This window comes from Mesorhizobium caraganae (assembly GCF_016836705.1).
GTDB lineage: Bacteria > Pseudomonadota > Alphaproteobacteria > Rhizobiales > Rhizobiaceae > Mesorhizobium > Mesorhizobium caraganae.
In genome coordinates this window covers 762,632-781,126 of record NZ_JAFCGY010000001.1, presented here as the reverse complement: position 1 = coordinate 781,126, position 18,495 = coordinate 762,632, and the positions used below count along the sequence as shown (strand labels likewise).

The window sequence follows — 18,495 nt, the reverse complement described above, 5'->3', positions numbered from 1 at the left end:
ATGTCCGACCAGGATCGCAGGGCTGCCGACCCCGCCAAGGGAGCTTTTCGCGGCGGCGACATCGCCGGCAAGCGAATCGAGGCCGTGCGATGGCCGCCAACGTCCTGAAGACCTGAGCGGTACACTCAGTCGGTGCGACGATTGCGGCGGAAGAACCAGCCAAAGTAGAGGCAGATCAGGAAAAGCGCAAAATGGATCGTCCCGCGCACGCCACTGAGTTCGGGGGACTGAATGGCGTTTGTCCACATCAGCGGGATCGGAATCTTCGCCAGACAAAAGTAGAACTGCATGCCGCTGCTGACGAAGAACGCGCCGGCCAGAAATTTTCGATACTCGCGGAATCGCACCGCCGCATAGATCGTCGGCAAACCGACGATGACGATCCCAGCCACAAGATAGGGAAGCATAACCGGCTCCAGGGCAGGCCCTTGTCATCCATCATCCTTAAAGGCATTATATTCGAGATATGCCGAATATGTCAAACAATCGCCCTGCCGAACAACGCTTCATCGAGAATGCGGCCAGGTTGCTGATCCCCTGGGGCGTGCCCCAGACAGCGGCGCGCCTCTACGGCTACCTGCTGCTTTGCGCCGAGCCGGTCAGCCTCGACCGCATCACGGCAGACCTCGAGATCAGCAAAAGCAGCGCAAGCGTCGCGGCGCGGTTGCTGGAAGCCTACAGGCTCGCCCAGCGCCACGGCGAGCGCGGAAGCAAGCGCGCTTTGTACGCAGTGTCCGACAATTACGAGGGCATGCTGACCGAACAGAACCGCTTGCTCGACGCGCTCGCCGATCTCATGAGGAACAGCACGGACGCCGTCGCGTCGGGAGCAGCGCGCGATCGCCTCGACGAAATGGCGGCGTTCTACCTGGCGATACGCCAAGCGATGGAGACAGCGCTGGGGCAGTGGCGCGCGAAGAAGCCGCGATCCCGATCGACATGATCGGTCGGCATTCCAGTCCGGAGACAAATCCGCCGAGGGAGGTAGCGCCATGGAACAGACCAAGACGCCCCGGGAGCCGCCCGCTATGTCGCGCGGCACAGGCATTGCCTATGCGATCGGCCTGCCGCTGGGGCTGCTGGGATTGATCTTCGTCCCGGTCGGCACGATTGCCTGGTGGCCCGGATGGGTGTTCCTTGCCGTTATGATTTCGGCGTTCGGCGTCTCGGCGCTGGTGATCGCGCGGGTCAATCCGATCATCTACCGCGCGCGTAGCCGGTTCCAGCCGGGCACGAAAGGCTGGGACAAGGCGCTGCTCGCGGTCATTCTGCCGGCGATGGTGGCGATCCTGCCGGTGGCGGCGCTCGACGCCGGGCGCTTTCACTGGTCGGCTGTTCCCGTCTGGGCGGTGCTCTGCGGCTACATCGCCGTGCTGGCGGGCGTCGCGGTGACCGGATGGGCACAAGCGGTGAACCCATACTTCGAGCCGGGTGTCCGCATCCAGTCCGAACGGCATCAGCGCGTGATCGATGCCGGCCCATACCGTTTCGTGCGTCACCCTGGCTATATCGCAGCGCTGTTTCTGTTCTTCGGCATGGCGCTTGCGCTGGCTTCGTTCTGGGCCCTGGTGCCCGCCGCGCTGGCGTCGGCGCTGCTCGTCTTGCGCACCGCTTGGGAAGACCGGCTGCTGCGGGCCGAACTTCCCGGATATGACGATTATTCCCGTCGCGTGCGGCACAGATTGGTCCCCGGCTTCTGGTGAGGGCGGGAATCCGATCAGCAATTCCAGGAAAAGTGTGAAGCGGTTTCCGTCCGAAACTATGCAAAAACAAGAGGTCTAGGCAGGCACGCTCGAGCTCGGTCTTGAGGTAGCGGAGGTCGCGAGAGATCGCGCCTTTGTTCAGGAATATCAGCGGCGCAAACAGCGTGTATTTGCGCTTGATATCCCAGGTTCGACGGTCTCATGCGACGGTTCTCATCCACGCCAGGAAGGACTCTATCACCGCGGATCTCGGACTGTGGGGCATCCAAACAATATAAAAACTGTAGCCCGGCAAGGATAATTGATGCGCTTTGACGAGCGAGCCGTTTTCCAGTTCACGGCCAACCACGACGTCACTACAGATCGCAATGCCTTGCCCGGCGACCACCGCATCGATCGCATGCAGCTCCTCGCGGAAGCTCAAATCCCAAGCTTTGTGCGGGATTAGGTCTGGATCGATCGAACGGGCCGTTGCTAGCCACCGGGTCCAGGTGGGAGCGTCCGGATCCCGGTTCATCCAGTCAAAATGGATCAGGGGATAACGCAGGAGATCAGCAGCACGCTCAATCGTTCGCCCGTCGCTTGCCAATAGTCGGGGACTGCAAATGGGAAAGAAGGAATCGCGACATATCTCCTGCATGGCAAAGCCCAAAGGCGGGCGACGTGTGTAGCGGATCGCCACATCTGCGGCGCCGGCGCGTAGATCGAGTACTGCGTCCGTCCCGATGATATCCAGTGGTACGGCCGGGTTGGCCTCTCGCCATTTCGGTAATCGAGGCACCAGCCATCGACTCGCGAAAGCGTTTGGGCTTGTCACCCGCAATGGCGCTTGAAAATCCGGCTCGGCGACTGCGGCAAGGGAGCCGGAGAGAAGATCAAAGCCGTTGCGGAGGATGGGAAACAGCCGCGCTCCTGCGCTCGTCAGCACGAGCGGGCGCGGTCGGCGCTGGAACAGCTTGCGATCGCATATATCTTCCAACAGGCGGACTTGGTGGCTGATCGCTGTCGGCGTCACGCCGAGTTCCGCCGCTGCGGCCTTGAAGCTGCCATGCCGGGCCGCGGCCTCGAAGGCGTGCAAGGCGCGAAGCGGCGGACTGTTCTTCATGCCGGCAGTGTAGATGAATTCTGCTCATCTAGCAGCTAAGAATTTCGCTTTTGCAGAGGGTTGCGTCTCTGTGAGACCATAGTCCTGCCAGAACCGAGGGCGATTTCGATGGAGATTCCACGACAGACCGAGGCGCTATTGGGCCGATCTCATTCTCCGAGTGCGGCGATTGAACAGCTACGGCGAGGCTTACGGGGCGAACTGGTGTTGCCGACGGACGCTACCTACGACCAGGCGCGCAGGGTCTGGAACGGGGCGATCGACAAACACCCTGCTGCAATTGTCTTTTGCGCTGACCCTGATGACGTCGTCCATGCCGTGACCTATGCCAGTTCACAAGGCTGTCTCGTGGCAGTTCGCAGCGGCGGCCATAACGTCGCCGGTCTGTCCGTCTGCGACGATGGGGTGGTGATCGACCTATCCCGCATGAAGAAGATCGAAGTCGATCCTGAGCGTCGCATTGCCAGGGCCGAAGCCGGTCTGACCCTCGGCGAGTTCGACGCAGCCACGCAGGCCCACGGCCTCGCAACAACCATGGGCGTGAACGGCGACACCGGTATTGCCGGCCTGACGCTGGGTGGTGGCTTCGGCAAGCTCGGGCGAAAGCACGGACTGAGCTGCGATAATTTGATCGCGGCTGAAATCGTCACCGCCGAGGGACGGCTGTTGCGGACAAGCGCCAGCGAGCATCCCGACCTGTTCTGGGCCTTGCGAGGTGGCGGCGGCAATTTCGGCATCGTGACGGCGTTCGAATACCGGCTGCACCCGCTCGGCCCGGCGCTTCTCGTGGGCTCGGTTCTTCACGATTACAATCATGCGCGCCAGGCTATGCGGTTTTACGACAAATTCTCCCGCGACGCCCCGGACGAGGTCAGCGTCGATGCCGCGCTCGTAACGCTGCCATCGGGCGACCGAGCCTTCAGCATCTCGGCTTGCTATGTCGGGTCACCCGAAACTGGCGGACCTGTCATTGCGCCGCTGATGAAATTCGGATCCCCCATCGACAGTCGCCTTCAAGCCATTCCTTATCTTCAGATCCAATCGGCGGGCGACAGCCTCTTTCCACGCGGGCGACGCTATTACTGGAAAGCGCAGTTCCTGCGCGAGATCAGCGATGGTGCGATCGGGGCGCTGCTCGACACTTACGCGAGGGCTCCCAATCGCTCCTCGCTGCTGGTTTTCCAGCAGGTCGGCGGCGCCATCGCTCGCGTGCCCGCATCGCACTCGCCCTATGCCAACCGCGATGCGGCGCTTGACTGCTTCCCGATCGCCATCTGGGACGATCCGGCAGATGACGACGCAAATATCCGCTGGGCGCGCGACCTATGGAATGCGGTCAGACCATTCTCAACCGGCGGCGTCTATGCCAACAATCTCGGTGACGAGGGTGACGAGCGCGTGCGTGATGCCTACGGCGCCAATTATGCGCGCCTCGCCGCCATCAAGAAGCAATACGACCCGACCAATTTCTTCCGATTGAACCAGAATATCAGGCCTGAATAGTTGGCAATATCCGTGGGGGAACCGTGCGCAGTCGCTGGACGATCCTTGCTGTCCTGTTTGTCGCCCGCACCGCAATGGCGTTTCAGTTCCAGAGCGTCGGCGCCGTCGCGCCTCTGGTCAGCGACAGCCTCGGTGCGAGCCTGGCCGACATCGGCGTTCTGATCGGTCTCTATCTTGCGCCGGGAGTGGCGTTGGCCCTGCCCGGCGCGACCATCGGCCGGCGCTATGGCGACAAGGCAACTGTTCTCGCCGGCCTCCTGATGATGCTGGCGGGTGAAATGCTGATGACGACGTCGACATCCTGGAACCTGCAGGTCGGCGGCCGGCTGATCGGTGGCACTGGCGGTGTCCTCCTGAACGTCCTGATGACCAAGATGGTCGCCGACTGGTTTACCGGCCGGGAAATCGCAACCGCCATGGCTATCTACATCAACTCGTGGCCAGCAGGCATCGCCATCGCTCTGGTGCTGCTGCCGGCAATCGGAACGACGTTCGGGATGACCGCCGTGGGCGTTGCCGTTTCGCTGCTCGTCATCGCCAGCATCGGCCTGATGACCTTCGTCTATCGTTCGCCGGAGGTGCGGCCCGCCGGCGGAATCGAACGCTCCGGCATTTCGGCAGGGACAACCTATGCCCTCATTGCCGCCGGCCTGATCTGGTGCCTCTACAATGTCGGCTTCGCAATGGTTTTCAGCTTCGGTCCGTCGATGTTCGTTGAGCGCGGCTGGTCCAACTCTGCGGCGGGATCGACGATCAGCATCGTGCTTTGGCTGGCCACCCTTTCGGTCCCCCTGGGTGGCTTCCTGACCGATCGCACCAAGCGCGGCGGCGCGGTTCTCGCCCTGGGCTGTATCGGCTTTGCACTCCTGATGCTCGTTCTGTCGCGAAGCGGACCAGTGCTGCCCCTCATCATTGCCATGGGGGTCGTATGCGGCCTGCCTGCCGGCGCGACTATGAGCTTGCCCGCGCGGCTGCTCGATCAGAGGACTCGATCGATCGGGATGGGGGTGTTCTACACTGTCTACTATGCCGGCATGCTGGCGGGGCCGGCGATTGGCGGCAAACTTGCAACCTGGGCCGGCACCGCGACGGGCGCGCTCGATTTCGGCGCTGCCGCACTCCTCCTTTGCCCTTTCCTCCTTTGGACATACCATCGGATCAGCCGCCTCCCACAGCCGATGGTGGTTCCATCCAGGCAAGGCGGCTAGTCGTGCTGAGACCGCCGGCACGCTCGATGACGGGAAACGGCGGTCTATGGCGTTCGCAAATCAGGACAATTTAGAGTCAAATGGCGCGCCCGAAGAGATTCGAACTCCTGACCCCCAGATTCGTAGTCTGGTGCTCTATCCAGCTGAGCTACGGGCGCGCAACAGGCCATGCTTTGCATAGCCCCGCGATCCGGTCCTGGCGACCGGCCGCGACGAGACGTGTTCCCTAACGACTGAATTTCCGAAAAGCAAGCCGATCCGGCAAAAGTTTTGTCGCAGGCGCTTTCGACGGTGCAGATCAAGGTGCGACGAGATTCGGCGCAGGCCGGCCTCAGCTGAATATCGACACACCTCAGGCGGGGCGGCGCAGGCCGTTGCGGGCTTGGTCGAGGCGGACGGGCTGGTCGGGGATGGTGACGGCGAAGGTGGTGCGGCCGCCGATCGATTCGACCAGCTCCACCGTGCCGCCATGGGCGCGGATCAGTTCGTGGGCGATGGCCAGGCCAAGGCCGGTACCGCCGCTGCGGGCCGAGCCGCGAAACGCCGCGAACAGGTTTTCGCGCGCCTTGGGCGGCAGGCCGGGGCCGGTGTCGGTGACGATGATGCGGCTGACGCTGCCCATGCGCTCGGCCGACACGGCGAGCCGGCGCACCAGCGCGCTCTCCGAGTCGGCTGCCATCGCCTGCACCGCGTTGCGGCAGAGATTGGTGAGCACGCGAAACAGCTGGTCGGAATCGGCATCGACCTCGAAAGCGAGCTCGACGGCGTTGACGAATTCGATGCCGTCCTCGATGTCGAGCAGGCCGTGGACGTCGTCGACCAGCTGGCGCAGCCGCAAACGGCGGCGCGAGGGTGCCGGCTCCTGGGTGCGGCCATAGGCCAGCACGCCTTCGGAATAGGACACGGCGCGGTCGAGCGCGCGCAACAGCTTTGGCGCGAAGGCCTGCACGGTCGGGTCCTTGACCAGGCGCAAGCGATCCGACATCAGCTGCGCCGAGGCCAGGATGTTGCGCATGTCGTGGTTGATCTTGGAGACGGCGAGGCCGAGATCGGCAAGATGCTTCTGCTCCGACAGCATCTTTTGCAGCCGCTCCTGCATCTGCGACAGTTCGCGTTCGGCAACGCCGATCTCATCGGCGCGAGCGGCCGGGTGGATGATGCGCCCGGGATCGTCGGGCGCCTCGGAGAAGGACAGCATCGAACGCGTCATGGTGCGGATCGGGCCGATCATGATCAGGTCGATCGCGGCATAGACCAGCATGGCGGTGAACAGCGAGATCAGCAGCGAGACGAAAGCGACATTGCGCGAATAGCGCAGCATGGCGTTGCGCAAGGAATAGTCGGGCATGATCAGCTCGAATTCCTTGTCGCTTTCTCCGACCGGGCCAAAGACCCTCAGCATACGCTTGCCGCCGAAGAACAGCGTGTCGAGCGCCCCGGTAATGCCCTTGATCATGCCGACATTGGCGATGTCGATGTGCTCGTCGACCTGCGGCGGCATTTCGGCCACCACCAGGAGGCGCGAGACGCCGCCGTCGCGCACCGCGATCGCCTTGGCGCCGATCGCCATCAGCACGTCGTTCTGGGCGGCGCGGGAGAGCGAATTGGGCTCGCCCTGCACCAGGACGATCGACACGGCGGCGGCGGTGCTGAGCCTCTCCTTCAGCCAGGCCAGGCGGTAGCTGGCGATCCAGGGCAGGAAAATGAGGACTTCGGCCAGGAGCACGAAGACGATGGTGAGCAAGAGCAGCTTGGTCGACAGGCCGCGCGCCAATGGCACCGAACGGCTCGGAGCCGGGCGAACGGACGCCGGGCTGGTGTCGGCTTTCACCGGGCCGGTCCCTTCATCCGCTGAGGCAAGTTCGCTCATTAAGGCCTGTCTTCACAAACGCTTGATCGGTTGAGATTAGGCGATTGCGGCTTTTTTGCCAATTTCATCCTTGGTTGGACGATGGTACCAGCAATAAAACCGCCTCGAACTGGTCGTTCTCACCGCGACGAACTGGTCGTTCGCACTGCGACGAACTCATAGTTCGCGCCGGATTGACTCCCAAAACCCTTCTTTCTATAAGCCGCTCACGCTCGGGCCATTCGTCCCGGCGCGGTTTCGATCGCGCCAATACCGGCCCGGCAAAGCTCCTGTTACACAGTGACAGAATCAAGAAGGGCCGCACCCCGCGGTATTAAAACAAATGAAGCGTACCTACCAACCGTCCAAACTCGTCCGCAAGCGCCGGCACGGTTTTCGTGCTCGCATGGCCACCAAGGGTGGTCGCGGCGTCGTCGCAGCTCGCCGCAACCGCGGCCGCAAGCGGCTCAGCGCCTGAACGGAAGACGAGATCGTTGCCCACAACCGGCAAGCCAGTGGGACCAAACCCCAAGCGGCTTCTGAAACGTGCGGAATTCCTGGCCGTCCGCCGCGGTGAAAAGCGGCGCGGGCGGCTTTTTCTCGTTGAAGTTCTCGACCGCAATGACGGTCTGTCGCCGCGCGTCGGCTTCACCGTCACCAAGAAAGTCGGCAATGCAGTCGTGCGCAACCGCATCAGGCGGCGACTGAAAGAAGCCGTGCGCACCCATGCCGCAAGTGACATGGCGCCCGGCAATGACTATGTCATCGTCGGGCGTGAAGACGTGCTTACCATTCCGTTCGGCCAGTTGAAGGCCGAGCTCTCCCGCCGTCTCAGCGGAACACGATAGGCCAAGGGCTTTCGATGGAAAACAACCGGAACTTCTACATCACCATCGTCTTGTCGGTGCTGATCCTTGGGCTGTGGCAATATTTCTATGTGCTGCCGCGCAGCGAGCGGCAAGCCGAAGCCACGCGCATCGAAGAGCAGCGGGCGGCGGAGCAGAAGGAGGCGGCCGAGGCCGCAAATCCCGGCGGCACGACGGCGCCCGCGGCGCCCGGCGCCATTCCGAACGCGCCCGGCACCTACGTCACGACGCCGGAAGGCCGTGCGCAGGAAGTGGCCAAGACTGCCCGCGTCAAGATCGACACGCCAAGCCTGTCGGGCTCGATCAACCTGACCGGCGGCCGCCTCGACGACCTCAAGCTCAAGCACTACACCGAGACGGTCGACAAGACCTCGCCGCAGATCCAGTTGCTCAACCCGCAGGCGCTGCCCACCGGCTACTATGCCGAGATCGGCTTTGTCGGCAGCGACACGACCGGCGCGGTGCCAGGTCCGGAAACCGTCTGGAGCGTCGACGGCAATGCGACGCTGACGCCGGCGACGCCGGTGACGCTGACCTTCACCAACGACAAGGGCCTGACTTTCAAGCGCACGATCTCGGTCGATGGCGACTACATGTTCACCGTTTCCGACGCGGTGCAGAATTCGGGCTCGGCTCCCGTTACGCTGTCGAATTACGGCCGCGTTATCCGTTTCGACAAGCCGGCCGTTGCCAGCTCCTATGTGCTGCATGAAGGCCTGATCGGCGTCACCGGCACGGAAGGCCTGCAGGAGCACAAATACGCCGACATCGAGAAGAACAAGCTCTACACCCCAAGCAAGTCGACCGATGGCTGGCTTGGCATCACCGACAAATACTGGGCGGTCACCCTGGTGCCGACCGAGAAGCAGCCGTTCCAGCCGCACTATGCCTATTACGACAATGGCCGCCCGCGCTACCAGTCGGACTTCCTCACCGACCCGATCACCATTGCCGCTGGTCAGTCGGCGACGGTGGAGACCGAGATCTTTGCCGGCGCCAAGGAAGTCAACAAGATCAACGCCTACGCCCAGGACCGCCACATCAGGCTGTTCGACCGGCTGATCGATTGGGGATGGTTCATCTGGATCACCAAGCCGATGTTCTACCTGATCGACACGCTCTACAAATTCTTCGGCAATTTCGGCCTGGCCATCCTGGCCACCACCGTCGTCGTGAAAACCATCTTCTTCCCGCTCGCCAACAAATCCTACGCGTCGATGGCGAACATGAAGAAGGTGCAGCCCAAGATGCTCGAGATCCGCGAGAAATACGCGGACGACAAGATGAAGCAGCAACAGGCGATGATGGAGCTGTACAAGACCGAGAAGATCAATCCGCTCGCCGGCTGCTGGCCGGTGGCGCTGCAGATCCCGGTGTTCTTCTCGCTCTACAAGGTGCTCTACATCACCATCGAGATGCGGCACGCGCCGTTCTTCGGCTGGATCCAGGATCTGGCCGCGCCCGATCCAACCTCGATCTTTAACCTGTTCGGCCTGCTGCCCTTCGCGCCGCCTGCATTCCTGCCGCATATGGGCGCCTGGGCGGTGGTCATGGGTATCACCATGTTCCTGCAGATGCGCATGAACCCGACGCCGCCGGACCCGACGCAGGCGCAGATCTTCACCTGGATGCCGGTGATCTTCACCTTCATGATGGGCAGCTTCCCGGCCGGCCTCGTCATTTACTGGGCCTGGAACAACACGCTGTCGATCCTGCAGCAGGGCGTGATCATGAAGCGCCAGGGCGCCAAGATCGAGTTGTGGGACAATCTGGCGGCGCTGTTTCGAAAGAAACCATCGCCCGCGGAATAGAAGGCACCCTTATGCCACTCAAGAAGCCCCGGCCAGTTCACTGCCCGGGGCTTTTGTTCAACGGAGCATAGGGGGAAGCTTCCTGCTGCCGCCCGGGGCCGCCAACGTCCAGGTCTATCAGGGTGCCGGTTTCGACCGCTCCATGTCCGATCCGATCGTGATCTGCTGCGGCACGAAGTGACCGTCGCAGCTCTGCAGGGCTCGCTCATCGGACGATTGGTGCTATAGGGCGGATCACGCTATTTTGAACGGCGCACGCGGATTGCGCCTGCGCCCGGCTGCCACTTCTCAACGGACCTCGCCATGGACGGACCCAACCCAGACATCAAGCACCCGATCCCGATGCACACCCGGGTCGGCTTCCTGAAGCCGCTGGTCACGGCACCGAATATCGAGATCGGTGACTTCACCTATTATGACGATCCGGACGGGCCGGACAAATTCGTCGAGCGGTGCGTTCTGCATCACTATCCGTTCATCGGCGACAAGCTCATCATCGGCAAGTTCTGCGCCATCGCCGAAGGGGCGCGTTTCATCATGAACGGCGCCAACCATGCGATGTCCGGCTTCTCGACCTATCCGTTCAACATTTTCGGCCATGGCTGGGAACACGGCTTCGATCCGAAAACGTGGTCGCAGGAAGTGCGCGGCGACACGATGGTCGGCAATGATGTATGGATCGGCATGGATGCGGTGATCATGCCCGGCGTGTCGATCGGCCACGGCGCCATCGTGGCGGCGAAATCGGTGGTGACGCATGACGTGCCGGCCTATGCGATCGTCGCCGGCAATGCGGCAAAGGTGGTGAAGATGCGCTTCGACGACAGGACGGTGCGGCGATTGCTTTCGGTGGCGTGGTGGAACTGGCCGGTGGACAAGATCGGCCGCAACCTCAATGCCATCAGGGGCGCCGATATTTCCAGGCTGGAGGCAGCGGTTTGAACGCGTTGGGCAATACGGTTATCGGCGTCGAGTTGTTCACCAAAGGGTGGATATTCATCCGCGGCGTGCCGGCGATGAAATTCCTGCCGCCGGAAGGGCCGCCGGAAATCGCCTTTGCCGGCCGCTCCAATGTCGGCAAGTCGTCGCTGATCAATGCGCTGGTCGGCCATAACGGGCTGGCGCGCACCTCCAACACGCCGGGGCGCACGCAGGAGCTCAACTATTTCGTGCCGGGCGGGTTTTCCGGCGAAGGCACCGACCTGCCGCCGATGGCGCTGGTCGACATGCCGGGCTACGGCTATGCCAGCGCGCCGAAGGAAAAGGTCGACGACTGGACCAAGCTGGTCTTCGACTATCTCAAGGGCCGCGTGACGCTGAAGCGAGTCTATGTGCTGATCGATGCCCGCCACGGCATCAAGGCCAAGGACGACGAAGTGCTGTCGCTGCTCGACAAGGCGGCGGTGTCCTACCAGATCGTGCTGACCAAGACCGACAAGATCAAGGCGGCGGGCGTGCCGCGGCTGATCGAAGAGACGCTGCTGAAGATCAAGAAGCGGCCGGCGGCGTTTCCGTTCGTGCTCGCCACGTCATCGGAAAAGGGTGAAGGTCTCGAGGAACTACGCGCGGCGATCGTGCTGGCCGCCAATGGCGGCTGAGCGAGCCAGCTAGGCCTTTGCCTTGGCCTTCGCCTCCAGGGCGATCAGCTGGTGGCTTTCTTCCTCGGCAAGCTTTTCGGTGCCGTAGTACTTCAGGAACACGTCGACGCCCGTCCGCACGATGTGGTCGATTTCATCCTGGCTCGGCGCCTTGGTGCGGTAGGCGAAGATGCACTGGCGGAACAGGCCGGCCAGGCACAGTTCGGTGAACTGATAGGCGGCAAGATCGACGTCGTCGATCTTGAGCAGGCCGCGATCGACGGCGGCATTGAGGAACTGCGCCACCTTGTCGTGGCCGCGTTTGGGGCCGCGCTCATAGAACCGCGCCCCCATGTCGGGTATCCTGTCGGAAGCGCCGATGACCGTGCGCTGCGCCTGGATGACCTTGGCCGAGGTGATCTTCATCGACATCACCGTGCCGAACTTCACCAGCGTCTGGCGCAGATCGTCGGCGCGGTCGAGCATATCGTACATGTTCTTGAAGATGGTGCCGCGCTCTTCCTCGATCAGCGCCTCGAACAGCTCTTCCTTGTTGGCGAAGTAGACATAGATCGTGCCCTTCGAGACGCCGGCCTCGCGGGTGATGTCGTTCATCGACGCCGCTTCGAAGCCCTTGTCGATGAACACACGACGCGCGCCCTCGATGATCTGGCTGCGCTTGACCGGATCCTGGCCCGCCGCCGGGCGACCGCGGCGCGCGCTGTCCACCACATCGCACGAATCATTTTCGGCGTCGGCTAACGTGTCGGCCATAAAAGTCACACCTCGCAAAATAATTCGAACCGACTGGTTCGATTGCCCTTGATATGGGCCCACTTTAACGCTATGTCAACGTCCACATCGAACCGAACGGTTCAGTATAACACGATTTGCTCATATAGTGACAGTAGCGAGATATCATGTCCTCGAACACCCCAACCACGACCGCCGAAGTCCGGCCCTTCCCCACCGCCAAGGTCTCGCCGGTCATCGAAGCTCCGGAAGCGCCTCCCAAGCCTGCCGCCGAAGTTTTGGCCGAGACCCCGGCGAAGAAGAAGCGCTCGGCGCGCTCACTGATGTTGCCGATTGTCGGGCTCGCGCTGCTGAGCGCCGGCGCCTGGTATGGCTATAACTACTGGACCGACGGCCGGTTCCTGATCTCGACCGACGACGCCTATGTCCAGGCCGACATGTCATTCGTTTCGCCGAAGATTTCCGGCTATGTCGACAAGGTCGAGGTCTCGGAGAACCAGCAAGTCAAGGCCGGCGACCCGCTGCTGACCATCGATGACGGCGACTACAAGATTGCCGTCGCCCAGGCAGAGGCCCAGATCGCCACCCTGACCAAGACGCTCGATCGCATCGACGCGCAGACCAAGGCGGCACAGGCCTCGCTGCAGCAAGCGCAGGCGCAGAAGGTCGCCGACCAGGCAGCCGCCGACAACGCCGCCCGTGCCCAGCAGCGCGCCGCGCAACTGGTCAAGACCCATGTCGGCACACAGGCGCAGCTCGACGATGCCCAGACCGCTCTCGACCAGGCCAATGCAGCCCTTGTCGGCGCCGACGCGCAGATCGCCGCTGCGCAGGCCAATATCGGCGTGTTCGAGGCGCAGCGCGCCGAATCCGCCAGCACGCTGGCCTCGCTGCAACTGAGCCTCGACAAGGCAGCGCGTGATCTGTCCTTCACCGTGCTCAAGGCGCCGTATGACGGCGTCGTCGGCAATCGCTCGGTCGAGCAGGGCGACCTCGTCAGCCCCGGCCAGAAGCTCGCCGTCGTGGTGCCGATGGACAAGCTCTATATCGTCGCCAATTTCAAGGAGACGCAGCTGGCCAAGCTGGTGCCCGGCGAGAAAGTGCGGGTCTCGGTCGACGCCACGGATGGCCATGATTTCGAAGGCACGGTGTCGTCGCTGGCACCGGCTTCGGGCGCGGTGTTCTCGTTGCTGCCGCCGGAAAATGCCACCGGCAACTTCACCAAGGTGGTGCAGCGCGTCCCGGTTCGCATCGAGGTGCCGGCCGATGTGCTGAAGGCGGGCAGGCTGCGCGCGGGCTTGAGCGTCATCGTCGCCGTCGACAGCCGCACGGCTCCGGCCGCGGCGAACTGAGCGGCCGCCGGGAGAGAACGCCATGGCAACCGCAACCATCACTGCTGGAGCCGTGCCGGCACCTGCCATGCCGGCGGTGCCGACCACCATCTCGACGCGCCGCCTCATCGCCTTCCTGGCGATGGTGTTCGGCATGTTCATGGCGATCCTCGACATCCAGATCGTCTCGGCCTCGCTGGCCGAGATACAGGCCGGCCTGAGCGCCAGTTCCGATGAAATCCCGTGGGTGCAGACCGCTTATCTGATCGCCGAAGTGGTGATGATCCCGCTGTCGGGCTTCCTCAGCCGGATGCTGTCGACGCGCGTGCTGTTTGCAGGCGCCGCGGCCGGCTTCACGGCGGCCAGCGCGCTGGCCGCGACCGCCACCAACATCGACCAGATGATCGTCTACCGCGCCATCCAGGGCTTTATCGGCGGCGGCATGATTCCGAGCGTCTTCGCCGCTGCCTTCACCATCTTCCCGCCATCGCGCCGCGCCATGGTGTCGCCGATGATCGGCCTGGTGGCGACGCTGGCGCCGACCATCGGCCCGACCGTCGGCGGCTATATCAGCCATGCCTTGTCGTGGCACTGGCTGTTCCTGATCAATGTCGTGCCGGGTATTCTGGTGACAGCCGCGACCTGGTCGCTGATCGACTTCGACAAGCCCAATCTCGGACTGTTCAGCAAGTTCGACTGGTGGGGCCTTGCCGGCATGGCGGCTTTCCTCGGCTGTATGGAATATGTGCTCGAGGAAGGTCCCAACCATGACTGGCTGCAGGAACAGGCAGTGTTCATCTGCGCCATCATCATGGTTGTCGGTGCGGTGCTGTTCTTCTGGCGCGCCTTCACCGCCGAGGAGCCGATCGTCGATCTCAGGGCCTTCACCAACATCAATTTTGCGTTCGGCTCGCTGTTCTCCTTCGTCATCGGCATCGGCCTCTACGGCCTGACCTATCTCTATCCGGTGTTCCTCGGGCGCATCCGCGGCTACGACTCGCTGATGATCGGCGAGGCGCTGTTCGTCAGCGGCCTGGCGATGTTCGTCACTGCGCCGATTTCCGGCATCCTGTCGAGCAAGATGGATTTGCGCGTCATGATGATGATCGGGCTGCTCGGCTTCGCCGCCGGCACCTGGTGGATGACACATCTGACGGCCGACTGGGATTTCTATGAGCTGCTCATCCCGCAGATCCTGCGCGGCTGTTCGATGATGCTGTGCATGGTGCCGATCAACAACATCGCGCTCGGCACCTTGCCGCCGGACCGGCTGAAGAACGCGTCCGGCCTGTTCAACCTGACCCGCAACCTCGGCGGCGCGGTCGGCCTTGCCATCATCAACACCGTGCTGATCGATCGCAGCGCGTTCCATTACGCCCGGCTGGCCGAGCATGTGGAATGGGGCAGTGCTGCGGCCCAGCAGAAGCTGCAGAACATGACGCTCGATTTCCAGCAGACGCCCGGCCTCGACGCCACCAAGGCGGCGATCTCCAAACTGTCTGGCATGGCCCACCAGCAGGCGTCGCTGCTGTCGTTCATGGACGTGTTCACCATGCTGACCGCCCTGTTCGCGATCATGGCTGTTTTCACCATGGTCATCTCCAAGCCGGCGCCGCCTGCGGGCGGTGGCGGCGGAGGCCATTGAGCGCGTCGGTTCCCCCGCCTGGCGCCCTCATGTGTGACCCCGGAAATCAACCCCCTATTTCCGGGGTCACGATTAAGTACTACCGAGATTTCACGACCTTTATGCCGCGGCAGCCGGCCCGAACCATCTGGTCAGCGCGTCGGTCAGGCCCGCCGATGTCGGACCACCGACCCAGGCCACATGACCGTCGGGCCGAACCAATACGGCGCCGGGAGCTTCGACCGCGCCCAGCACAGGCAGCTCCCATGCACCATCATATCCAGCGTCGACCGAGCGAACCCGATCCGCCCATGGGCCGATGTCGAAAGCGCGGGGTTTTCCAAAGTTGAGCAACAACGGTCGCGCGTCGTGCAGCAGCGCAAAGACCCGCAGCGGCCCGTCGGCGGTGACGAGGTCGAGATCCGGCATGCGACGTCCCAGCAATTCGTGGCCCTCGCCTACATTGTAGCGGATATCCAAACCGGACATCATGCCCGCAAAATGCTTGCGCGGCTCTTCCATGGCGAGAAGCTCAGACACGGTGCCTCGCAGCGCCTTTATGCGTTCGTCTTCACGGCGCAGCACGACCGCCGACATGGTGTTTTGCAACACCCTGGCGGCAACCGGATGACGCTCGGCCTGATAAGTATCGAGCAGGCTTTCCGGCGCCGTTTTCCTGACCACCTGGGCGAGCTTCCAGCCCAGATTGACCGCGTCCTGCACACCAAGCTGCATGCCCTGTCCGCCGTCCGGCGGATGCACGTGGGCGGCGTCGCCGGCCAGCAGCACCCGCCCCTGGCGGTATGACGCTGCCTGCCGGGCCATATCGGTGAAACGGGACAGCGATGCCGGATTGTGGACGCCATAGTCGGTGCCGAAGACAGCAATGAGCGCGTCGCTCAGATCGCGCAGCGTGGGCGGCGCGACAGCCCCGACCTCGCGTTCGGTCACCATTACCCGCACGGTCCCGTCGTCCAGCCTGGTGAGACCATGAATACCTGTTGCATCGCGGTGGATGCCCCAGTTCGGCTCCTCTGTTACCTCGACCTCGCCAATCAGGTTGCTGGTCGTCGGATCCGAACCCGGGAACTCGATGCCCGAAGCCTTGCGCACGAGACTTCTGCCGCCGTCGCAGCCGACGAGGTAGTCGGCACGAAGCGAGCGGCCATCGCTGACCGCGACGTCGACGCCGCTCTCATCCTGCACGAAAGCCGTCACCTCGCAGCGACCGTAGATCGTGACGCCAAGCTCCTCCACCCAGTCGGCAAGGATGCGCTCTATATGCTTCTGCCACAAAGCGAGCCCGTAATTGTGGCGGGTGGGAAAGTCGCTGATATCGAGTGAAACCCCGGCAAAGCCGGCGACCTGGGCAGTCCGCCCTTGCGCCAGAAACCGGTCGGCAATGCCGCGCTGGTCGAAGATCTCGATGGTTCGTGCGTGCAGGCCGCCGGAGCGCAACCCGTCGAGCTCCTGTCCAACGCGCCGCTCCACGATGGCGACATCGATGCCGGCCAAGGACAGCTCGCCGGCCAGCACCAGTCCGGTCGGCCCGCCTCCGACGATCACCACAGGATGGGAGATTTGCGACCGGTCGGCATCAGCACGACCGGTCGATTTGCGCTCGCCTTGGCGAGCCCGTTCTTCAGTTCGTTGCATAGGTTCTGGCCCTCTCGTCAAGGGCTGCGGAATCTACGCATAAAAAGGCATCTGCCAATTCTTGATTTTAAGAGTTTTGGCCCCATTTTCACAGGTAGGAGGCGGTCGCTACGCCACCTCCCACATTTCCGACATCACCAAGAGACGCTGGACGGTCAGGCCATGGCCGGCTTGAAGCTGAGCGCAACGCCGTTGATGCAGTGGCGCAGGCCGGTCGGCGCCGGACCGTCATCGAAGACATGGCCGAGATGGCCGCCGCAGCGGCGGCAGTGGACCTCGGTGCGGGTCATGCCCAGCGAACGGTCCTCGGTCTTGCCGATGCCATTGGGGATTTCCTGCCAGAAGCTCGGCCAGCCGGTGCCGGAATCGAACTTGGTCTCCGAGGGATAGACCGGCAGGTCGCAGCCGGCGCAGGCGAAAATGCCCTTGCGGTGCTCATTGAGCAGCGGGCTGGTGCCGGGATACTCAGTGCCTTCCTTGCGCAGCACGTTGAAGGCTTCGTCGGACAGGATGGCGTGCCACTCGGCGTCGGTCTTGGTGACCTCGAAAGTTTCGGCTGCCCTGGCGGTCTGGGTTCCGCCCATGCGCAACGTTGCCGCCGCGCCGGCCACGGCAGCGATGGCGGCGCCGCTCAAAAGCAAATCTCGACGGTTCATGACAGAAATCCTCCTGCGCGTTGTTTTGCCAAATTTGGCCGCCACTGGAAAATCAAAAGCCGGTGACGGTGGCCTCTGCAAACGAACGCTCCACACCGGCTCCGCGCTTATAGCGGACGGGATGGAGCGCTCGGTCGTTTGCGCGGCCCACGGGGACGCGAGCCGCGCAATCTGCAGGGAGCCTTGACCAACTGTTCGTCGGCGGCAGACGCTTTGTTACATCTTCGGCAGCAGGACCTTGTCGATGACGTGGATGACGCCGTTGGACTGCTCGACATCGGCGATCGTCACATTGGCGACATTGCCGTTCTCGTCGGTGACGGTGACCTTGCCGCCATCGGCCTTGAGCGACAGCTCGCAGCCGCCGACCGTCTTGACCTTGTGGGTGCCGCCGTCGGCCTTGGCCATTGCGGCGACATCCGCGCCCATCGCCTTCGCGCCGATAACATGGCAGGTCAGGATCTTGGTGAGCTTGTCCTTGCTTTCGGGCTTGAGCAGCGTCTCGATCGTGCCGGCCGGAAGGGCTGCAAAGGCGTCATTGGTCGGCGCGAAGACGGTGAACGGGCCGGCGCCCTGCAACGTCTCGACCAGGCCGGCAGCCTTGACGGCCGCAACCAGCGTCGTGTGGTCCTTCGAATTGACGGCGTTCTCGACGATGTTCTTGTTGGCGAACATGGCGGCGCCGCCAACCATCGGGTTCTCGGCATAGGCAGTGGTGGCGAGCGCGGAGACGGCAATGGTACCGGCGAGCAAAAGGGTGGCGATTCTACGCATAGTGTTCGGACTCCTCGGGTTATTGTTCCCCTTTCGGGAACATGAGGAGATACGGAGCAGAACTGCTTGAGTTTCCGCG

18 protein-coding genes and 1 tRNA gene are annotated in these 18,495 nt (G+C 63.0%); 11 read left to right on the top strand and 8 right to left on the bottom strand.

Annotated features, from left to right (window positions below; genetic code table 11):
* Positions 1–125 precede the first annotated feature (125 nt).
* The gene (locus JQK88_RS03880) at positions 126–407 is read right to left on the bottom strand and encodes a hypothetical protein (protein WP_203277517.1); all 282 of its coding nucleotides are present in this window, start codon (positions 405–407) and stop codon (positions 126–128) included.
* A gap of 119 nt (positions 408–526) precedes the next feature.
* On the opposite strand from JQK88_RS03880, the gene JQK88_RS03875 reads away from it, so the two are divergent.
* Positions 527–943: a GbsR/MarR family transcriptional regulator gene (locus JQK88_RS03875; protein WP_246749729.1), complete on the top strand. Its 417-nt coding sequence runs from the start codon at positions 527–529 to the stop codon at positions 941–943.
* Between the two features lie 49 nt (positions 944–992).
* On the top strand, positions 993–1,703 hold the full coding sequence (locus JQK88_RS03870; protein WP_203277514.1) for a methyltransferase family protein: 711 nt from the start codon (positions 993–995) through the stop codon (positions 1,701–1,703).
* Between the two features lie 199 nt (positions 1,704–1,902).
* On the opposite strand, the gene JQK88_RS03865 is transcribed toward JQK88_RS03870, so the two are convergent.
* Positions 1,903–2,808: a LysR substrate-binding domain-containing protein gene (locus tag JQK88_RS03865; protein ID WP_203277512.1), complete on the bottom strand. Its 906-nt coding sequence runs from the start codon at positions 2,806–2,808 to the stop codon at positions 1,903–1,905.
* A 204-nt stretch (positions 2,809–3,012) separates the two neighbouring features.
* Here JQK88_RS03865 and JQK88_RS03860 point away from each other — a divergent pair, with 204 nt between their 5' ends.
* Positions 3,013–4,311 carry an FAD-binding oxidoreductase gene (locus JQK88_RS03860; protein WP_312037231.1) on the top strand — a complete coding sequence of 433 codons (1,299 nt, stop codon included), beginning with the start codon at positions 3,013–3,015 and terminating at the stop codon, positions 4,309–4,311.
* 23 nt (positions 4,312–4,334) lie between these two features.
* Entirely contained in the window at positions 4,335–5,519 is a 1,185-nt protein-coding gene (locus JQK88_RS03855) for an MFS transporter (RefSeq protein ID WP_203277508.1), read from the top strand.
* 81 nt (positions 5,520–5,600) lie between these two features.
* Here JQK88_RS03855 and JQK88_RS03850 read toward each other — a convergent pair.
* A tRNA-Arg gene (locus JQK88_RS03850) sits at positions 5,601–5,677 on the bottom strand.
* A gap of 194 nt (positions 5,678–5,871) precedes the next feature.
* Positions 5,872–7,389 (bottom strand): ATP-binding protein, encoded by a 1,518-nt coding sequence (locus JQK88_RS03845; protein ID WP_203277506.1) that lies wholly within the window; start codon positions 7,387–7,389, stop codon positions 5,872–5,874.
* A gap of 322 nt (positions 7,390–7,711) precedes the next feature.
* Here JQK88_RS03845 and rpmH point away from each other — a divergent pair, with 322 nt between their 5' ends.
* The 5 genes from rpmH to yihA all read left to right on the top strand — a co-directional run bounded on the left by rpmH (position 7,712) and on the right by yihA (position 11,643).
* The gene (gene rpmH / locus JQK88_RS03840; protein WP_008833937.1) at positions 7,712–7,846 is read left to right on the top strand and encodes a 50S ribosomal protein L34; all 135 of its coding nucleotides are present in this window, start codon (positions 7,712–7,714) and stop codon (positions 7,844–7,846) included.
* A gap of 16 nt (positions 7,847–7,862) precedes the next feature.
* A complete protein-coding gene (rnpA, locus tag JQK88_RS03835; protein ID WP_192256954.1) occupies positions 7,863–8,216 on the top strand; it encodes a ribonuclease P protein component in 354 nt (117 codons plus the stop codon).
* Positions 8,217–8,230: 14 nt separating this feature from the next.
* The gene (yidC, locus tag JQK88_RS03830; RefSeq protein WP_203277505.1) at positions 8,231–10,045 is read left to right on the top strand and encodes a membrane protein insertase YidC; all 1,815 of its coding nucleotides are present in this window, start codon (positions 8,231–8,233) and stop codon (positions 10,043–10,045) included.
* 303 nt (positions 10,046–10,348) lie between these two features.
* Positions 10,349–10,987 carry a CatB-related O-acetyltransferase gene (locus JQK88_RS03825; protein ID WP_203277503.1) on the top strand — a complete coding sequence of 213 codons (639 nt, stop codon included), beginning with the start codon at positions 10,349–10,351 and terminating at the stop codon, positions 10,985–10,987.
* Complete coding sequence (gene yihA / locus JQK88_RS03820) at positions 10,984–11,643, top strand: ribosome biogenesis GTP-binding protein YihA/YsxC (protein WP_203277501.1); 660 nt, start codon at positions 10,984–10,986, stop codon at positions 11,641–11,643. Before JQK88_RS03825 ends, yihA begins: the two co-directional genes overlap by 4 nt.
* Before the next feature lie 9 nt (positions 11,644–11,652).
* Here yihA and JQK88_RS03815 read toward each other — a convergent pair whose 3' ends face one another.
* Positions 11,653–12,396, bottom strand: a complete 744-nt coding sequence (locus JQK88_RS03815) for a TetR/AcrR family transcriptional regulator (protein WP_203277499.1) — start codon at positions 12,394–12,396, stop codon at positions 11,653–11,655.
* Positions 12,397–12,542: 146 nt separating this feature from the next.
* Between JQK88_RS03815 and JQK88_RS03810 the strand changes: the two genes are divergently transcribed.
* Complete coding sequence (locus JQK88_RS03810; RefSeq protein ID WP_192256964.1) at positions 12,543–13,727, top strand: HlyD family secretion protein; 1,185 nt, start codon at positions 12,543–12,545, stop codon at positions 13,725–13,727.
* A 22-nt stretch (positions 13,728–13,749) separates the two neighbouring features.
* Complete coding sequence (locus JQK88_RS03805) at positions 13,750–15,351, top strand: DHA2 family efflux MFS transporter permease subunit (RefSeq protein ID WP_203277498.1); 1,602 nt, start codon at positions 13,750–13,752, stop codon at positions 15,349–15,351.
* A gap of 99 nt (positions 15,352–15,450) precedes the next feature.
* On the opposite strand, the gene JQK88_RS03800 is transcribed toward JQK88_RS03805, so the two are convergent.
* The 3 genes from JQK88_RS03800 to JQK88_RS03790 form a co-directional block, all read right to left on the bottom strand.
* Entirely contained in the window at positions 15,451–16,986 is a 1,536-nt protein-coding gene (locus tag JQK88_RS03800) for an FAD-dependent monooxygenase (protein WP_203277490.1), read from the bottom strand.
* Between the two features lie 155 nt (positions 16,987–17,141).
* A complete protein-coding gene (gene msrB, locus JQK88_RS03795; RefSeq protein ID WP_203277480.1) occupies positions 17,142–17,642 on the bottom strand; it encodes a peptide-methionine (R)-S-oxide reductase MsrB in 501 nt (166 codons plus the stop codon).
* A 216-nt stretch (positions 17,643–17,858) separates the two neighbouring features.
* Positions 17,859–18,416, bottom strand: a complete 558-nt coding sequence (locus JQK88_RS03790) for a fasciclin domain-containing protein (RefSeq protein WP_203277479.1) — start codon at positions 18,414–18,416, stop codon at positions 17,859–17,861.
* Positions 18,417–18,495: the final 79 nt, after the last annotated feature.

What these genes read in the sequence shown, in the direction of transcription:
- JQK88_RS03880 (WP_203277517.1), bottom strand. Translation starts at nt 407, where the DNA reads ATGCTTCCCTATCTTGTGGCTGGGATCGTCATCGTCGGTTTGCCGACG.
- JQK88_RS03870 (WP_203277514.1), top strand. Translation starts at nt 993, where the DNA reads ATGGAACAGACCAAGACGCCCCGGGAGCCGCCCGCTATGTCGCGCGGC.
- JQK88_RS03865 (WP_203277512.1), bottom strand. Translation starts at nt 2,808, where the DNA reads ATGAAGAACAGTCCGCCGCTTCGCGCCTTGCACGCCTTCGAGGCCGCG.
- JQK88_RS03845 (WP_203277506.1), bottom strand. Translation starts at nt 7,389, where the DNA reads ATGAGCGAACTTGCCTCAGCGGATGAAGGGACCGGCCCGGTGAAAGCC.
- rpmH (WP_008833937.1), top strand. Translation starts at nt 7,712, where the DNA reads ATGAAGCGTACCTACCAACCGTCCAAACTCGTCCGCAAGCGCCGGCAC.
- yidC (WP_203277505.1), top strand. Translation starts at nt 8,231, where the DNA reads ATGGAAAACAACCGGAACTTCTACATCACCATCGTCTTGTCGGTGCTG.
- JQK88_RS03825 (WP_203277503.1), top strand. Translation starts at nt 10,349, where the DNA reads ATGGACGGACCCAACCCAGACATCAAGCACCCGATCCCGATGCACACC.
- JQK88_RS03815 (WP_203277499.1), bottom strand. Translation starts at nt 12,396, where the DNA reads ATGGCCGACACGTTAGCCGACGCCGAAAATGATTCGTGCGATGTGGTG.
- JQK88_RS03810 (WP_192256964.1), top strand. Translation starts at nt 12,543, where the DNA reads ATGTCCTCGAACACCCCAACCACGACCGCCGAAGTCCGGCCCTTCCCC.
- JQK88_RS03805 (WP_203277498.1), top strand. Translation starts at nt 13,750, where the DNA reads ATGGCAACCGCAACCATCACTGCTGGAGCCGTGCCGGCACCTGCCATG.
- JQK88_RS03800 (WP_203277490.1), bottom strand. Translation starts at nt 16,986, where the DNA reads ATGCAACGAACTGAAGAACGGGCTCGCCAAGGCGAGCGCAAATCGACC.
- msrB (WP_203277480.1), bottom strand. Translation starts at nt 17,642, where the DNA reads ATGAACCGTCGAGATTTGCTTTTGAGCGGCGCCGCCATCGCTGCCGTG.
- JQK88_RS03790 (WP_203277479.1), bottom strand. Translation starts at nt 18,416, where the DNA reads ATGCGTAGAATCGCCACCCTTTTGCTCGCCGGTACCATTGCCGTCTCC.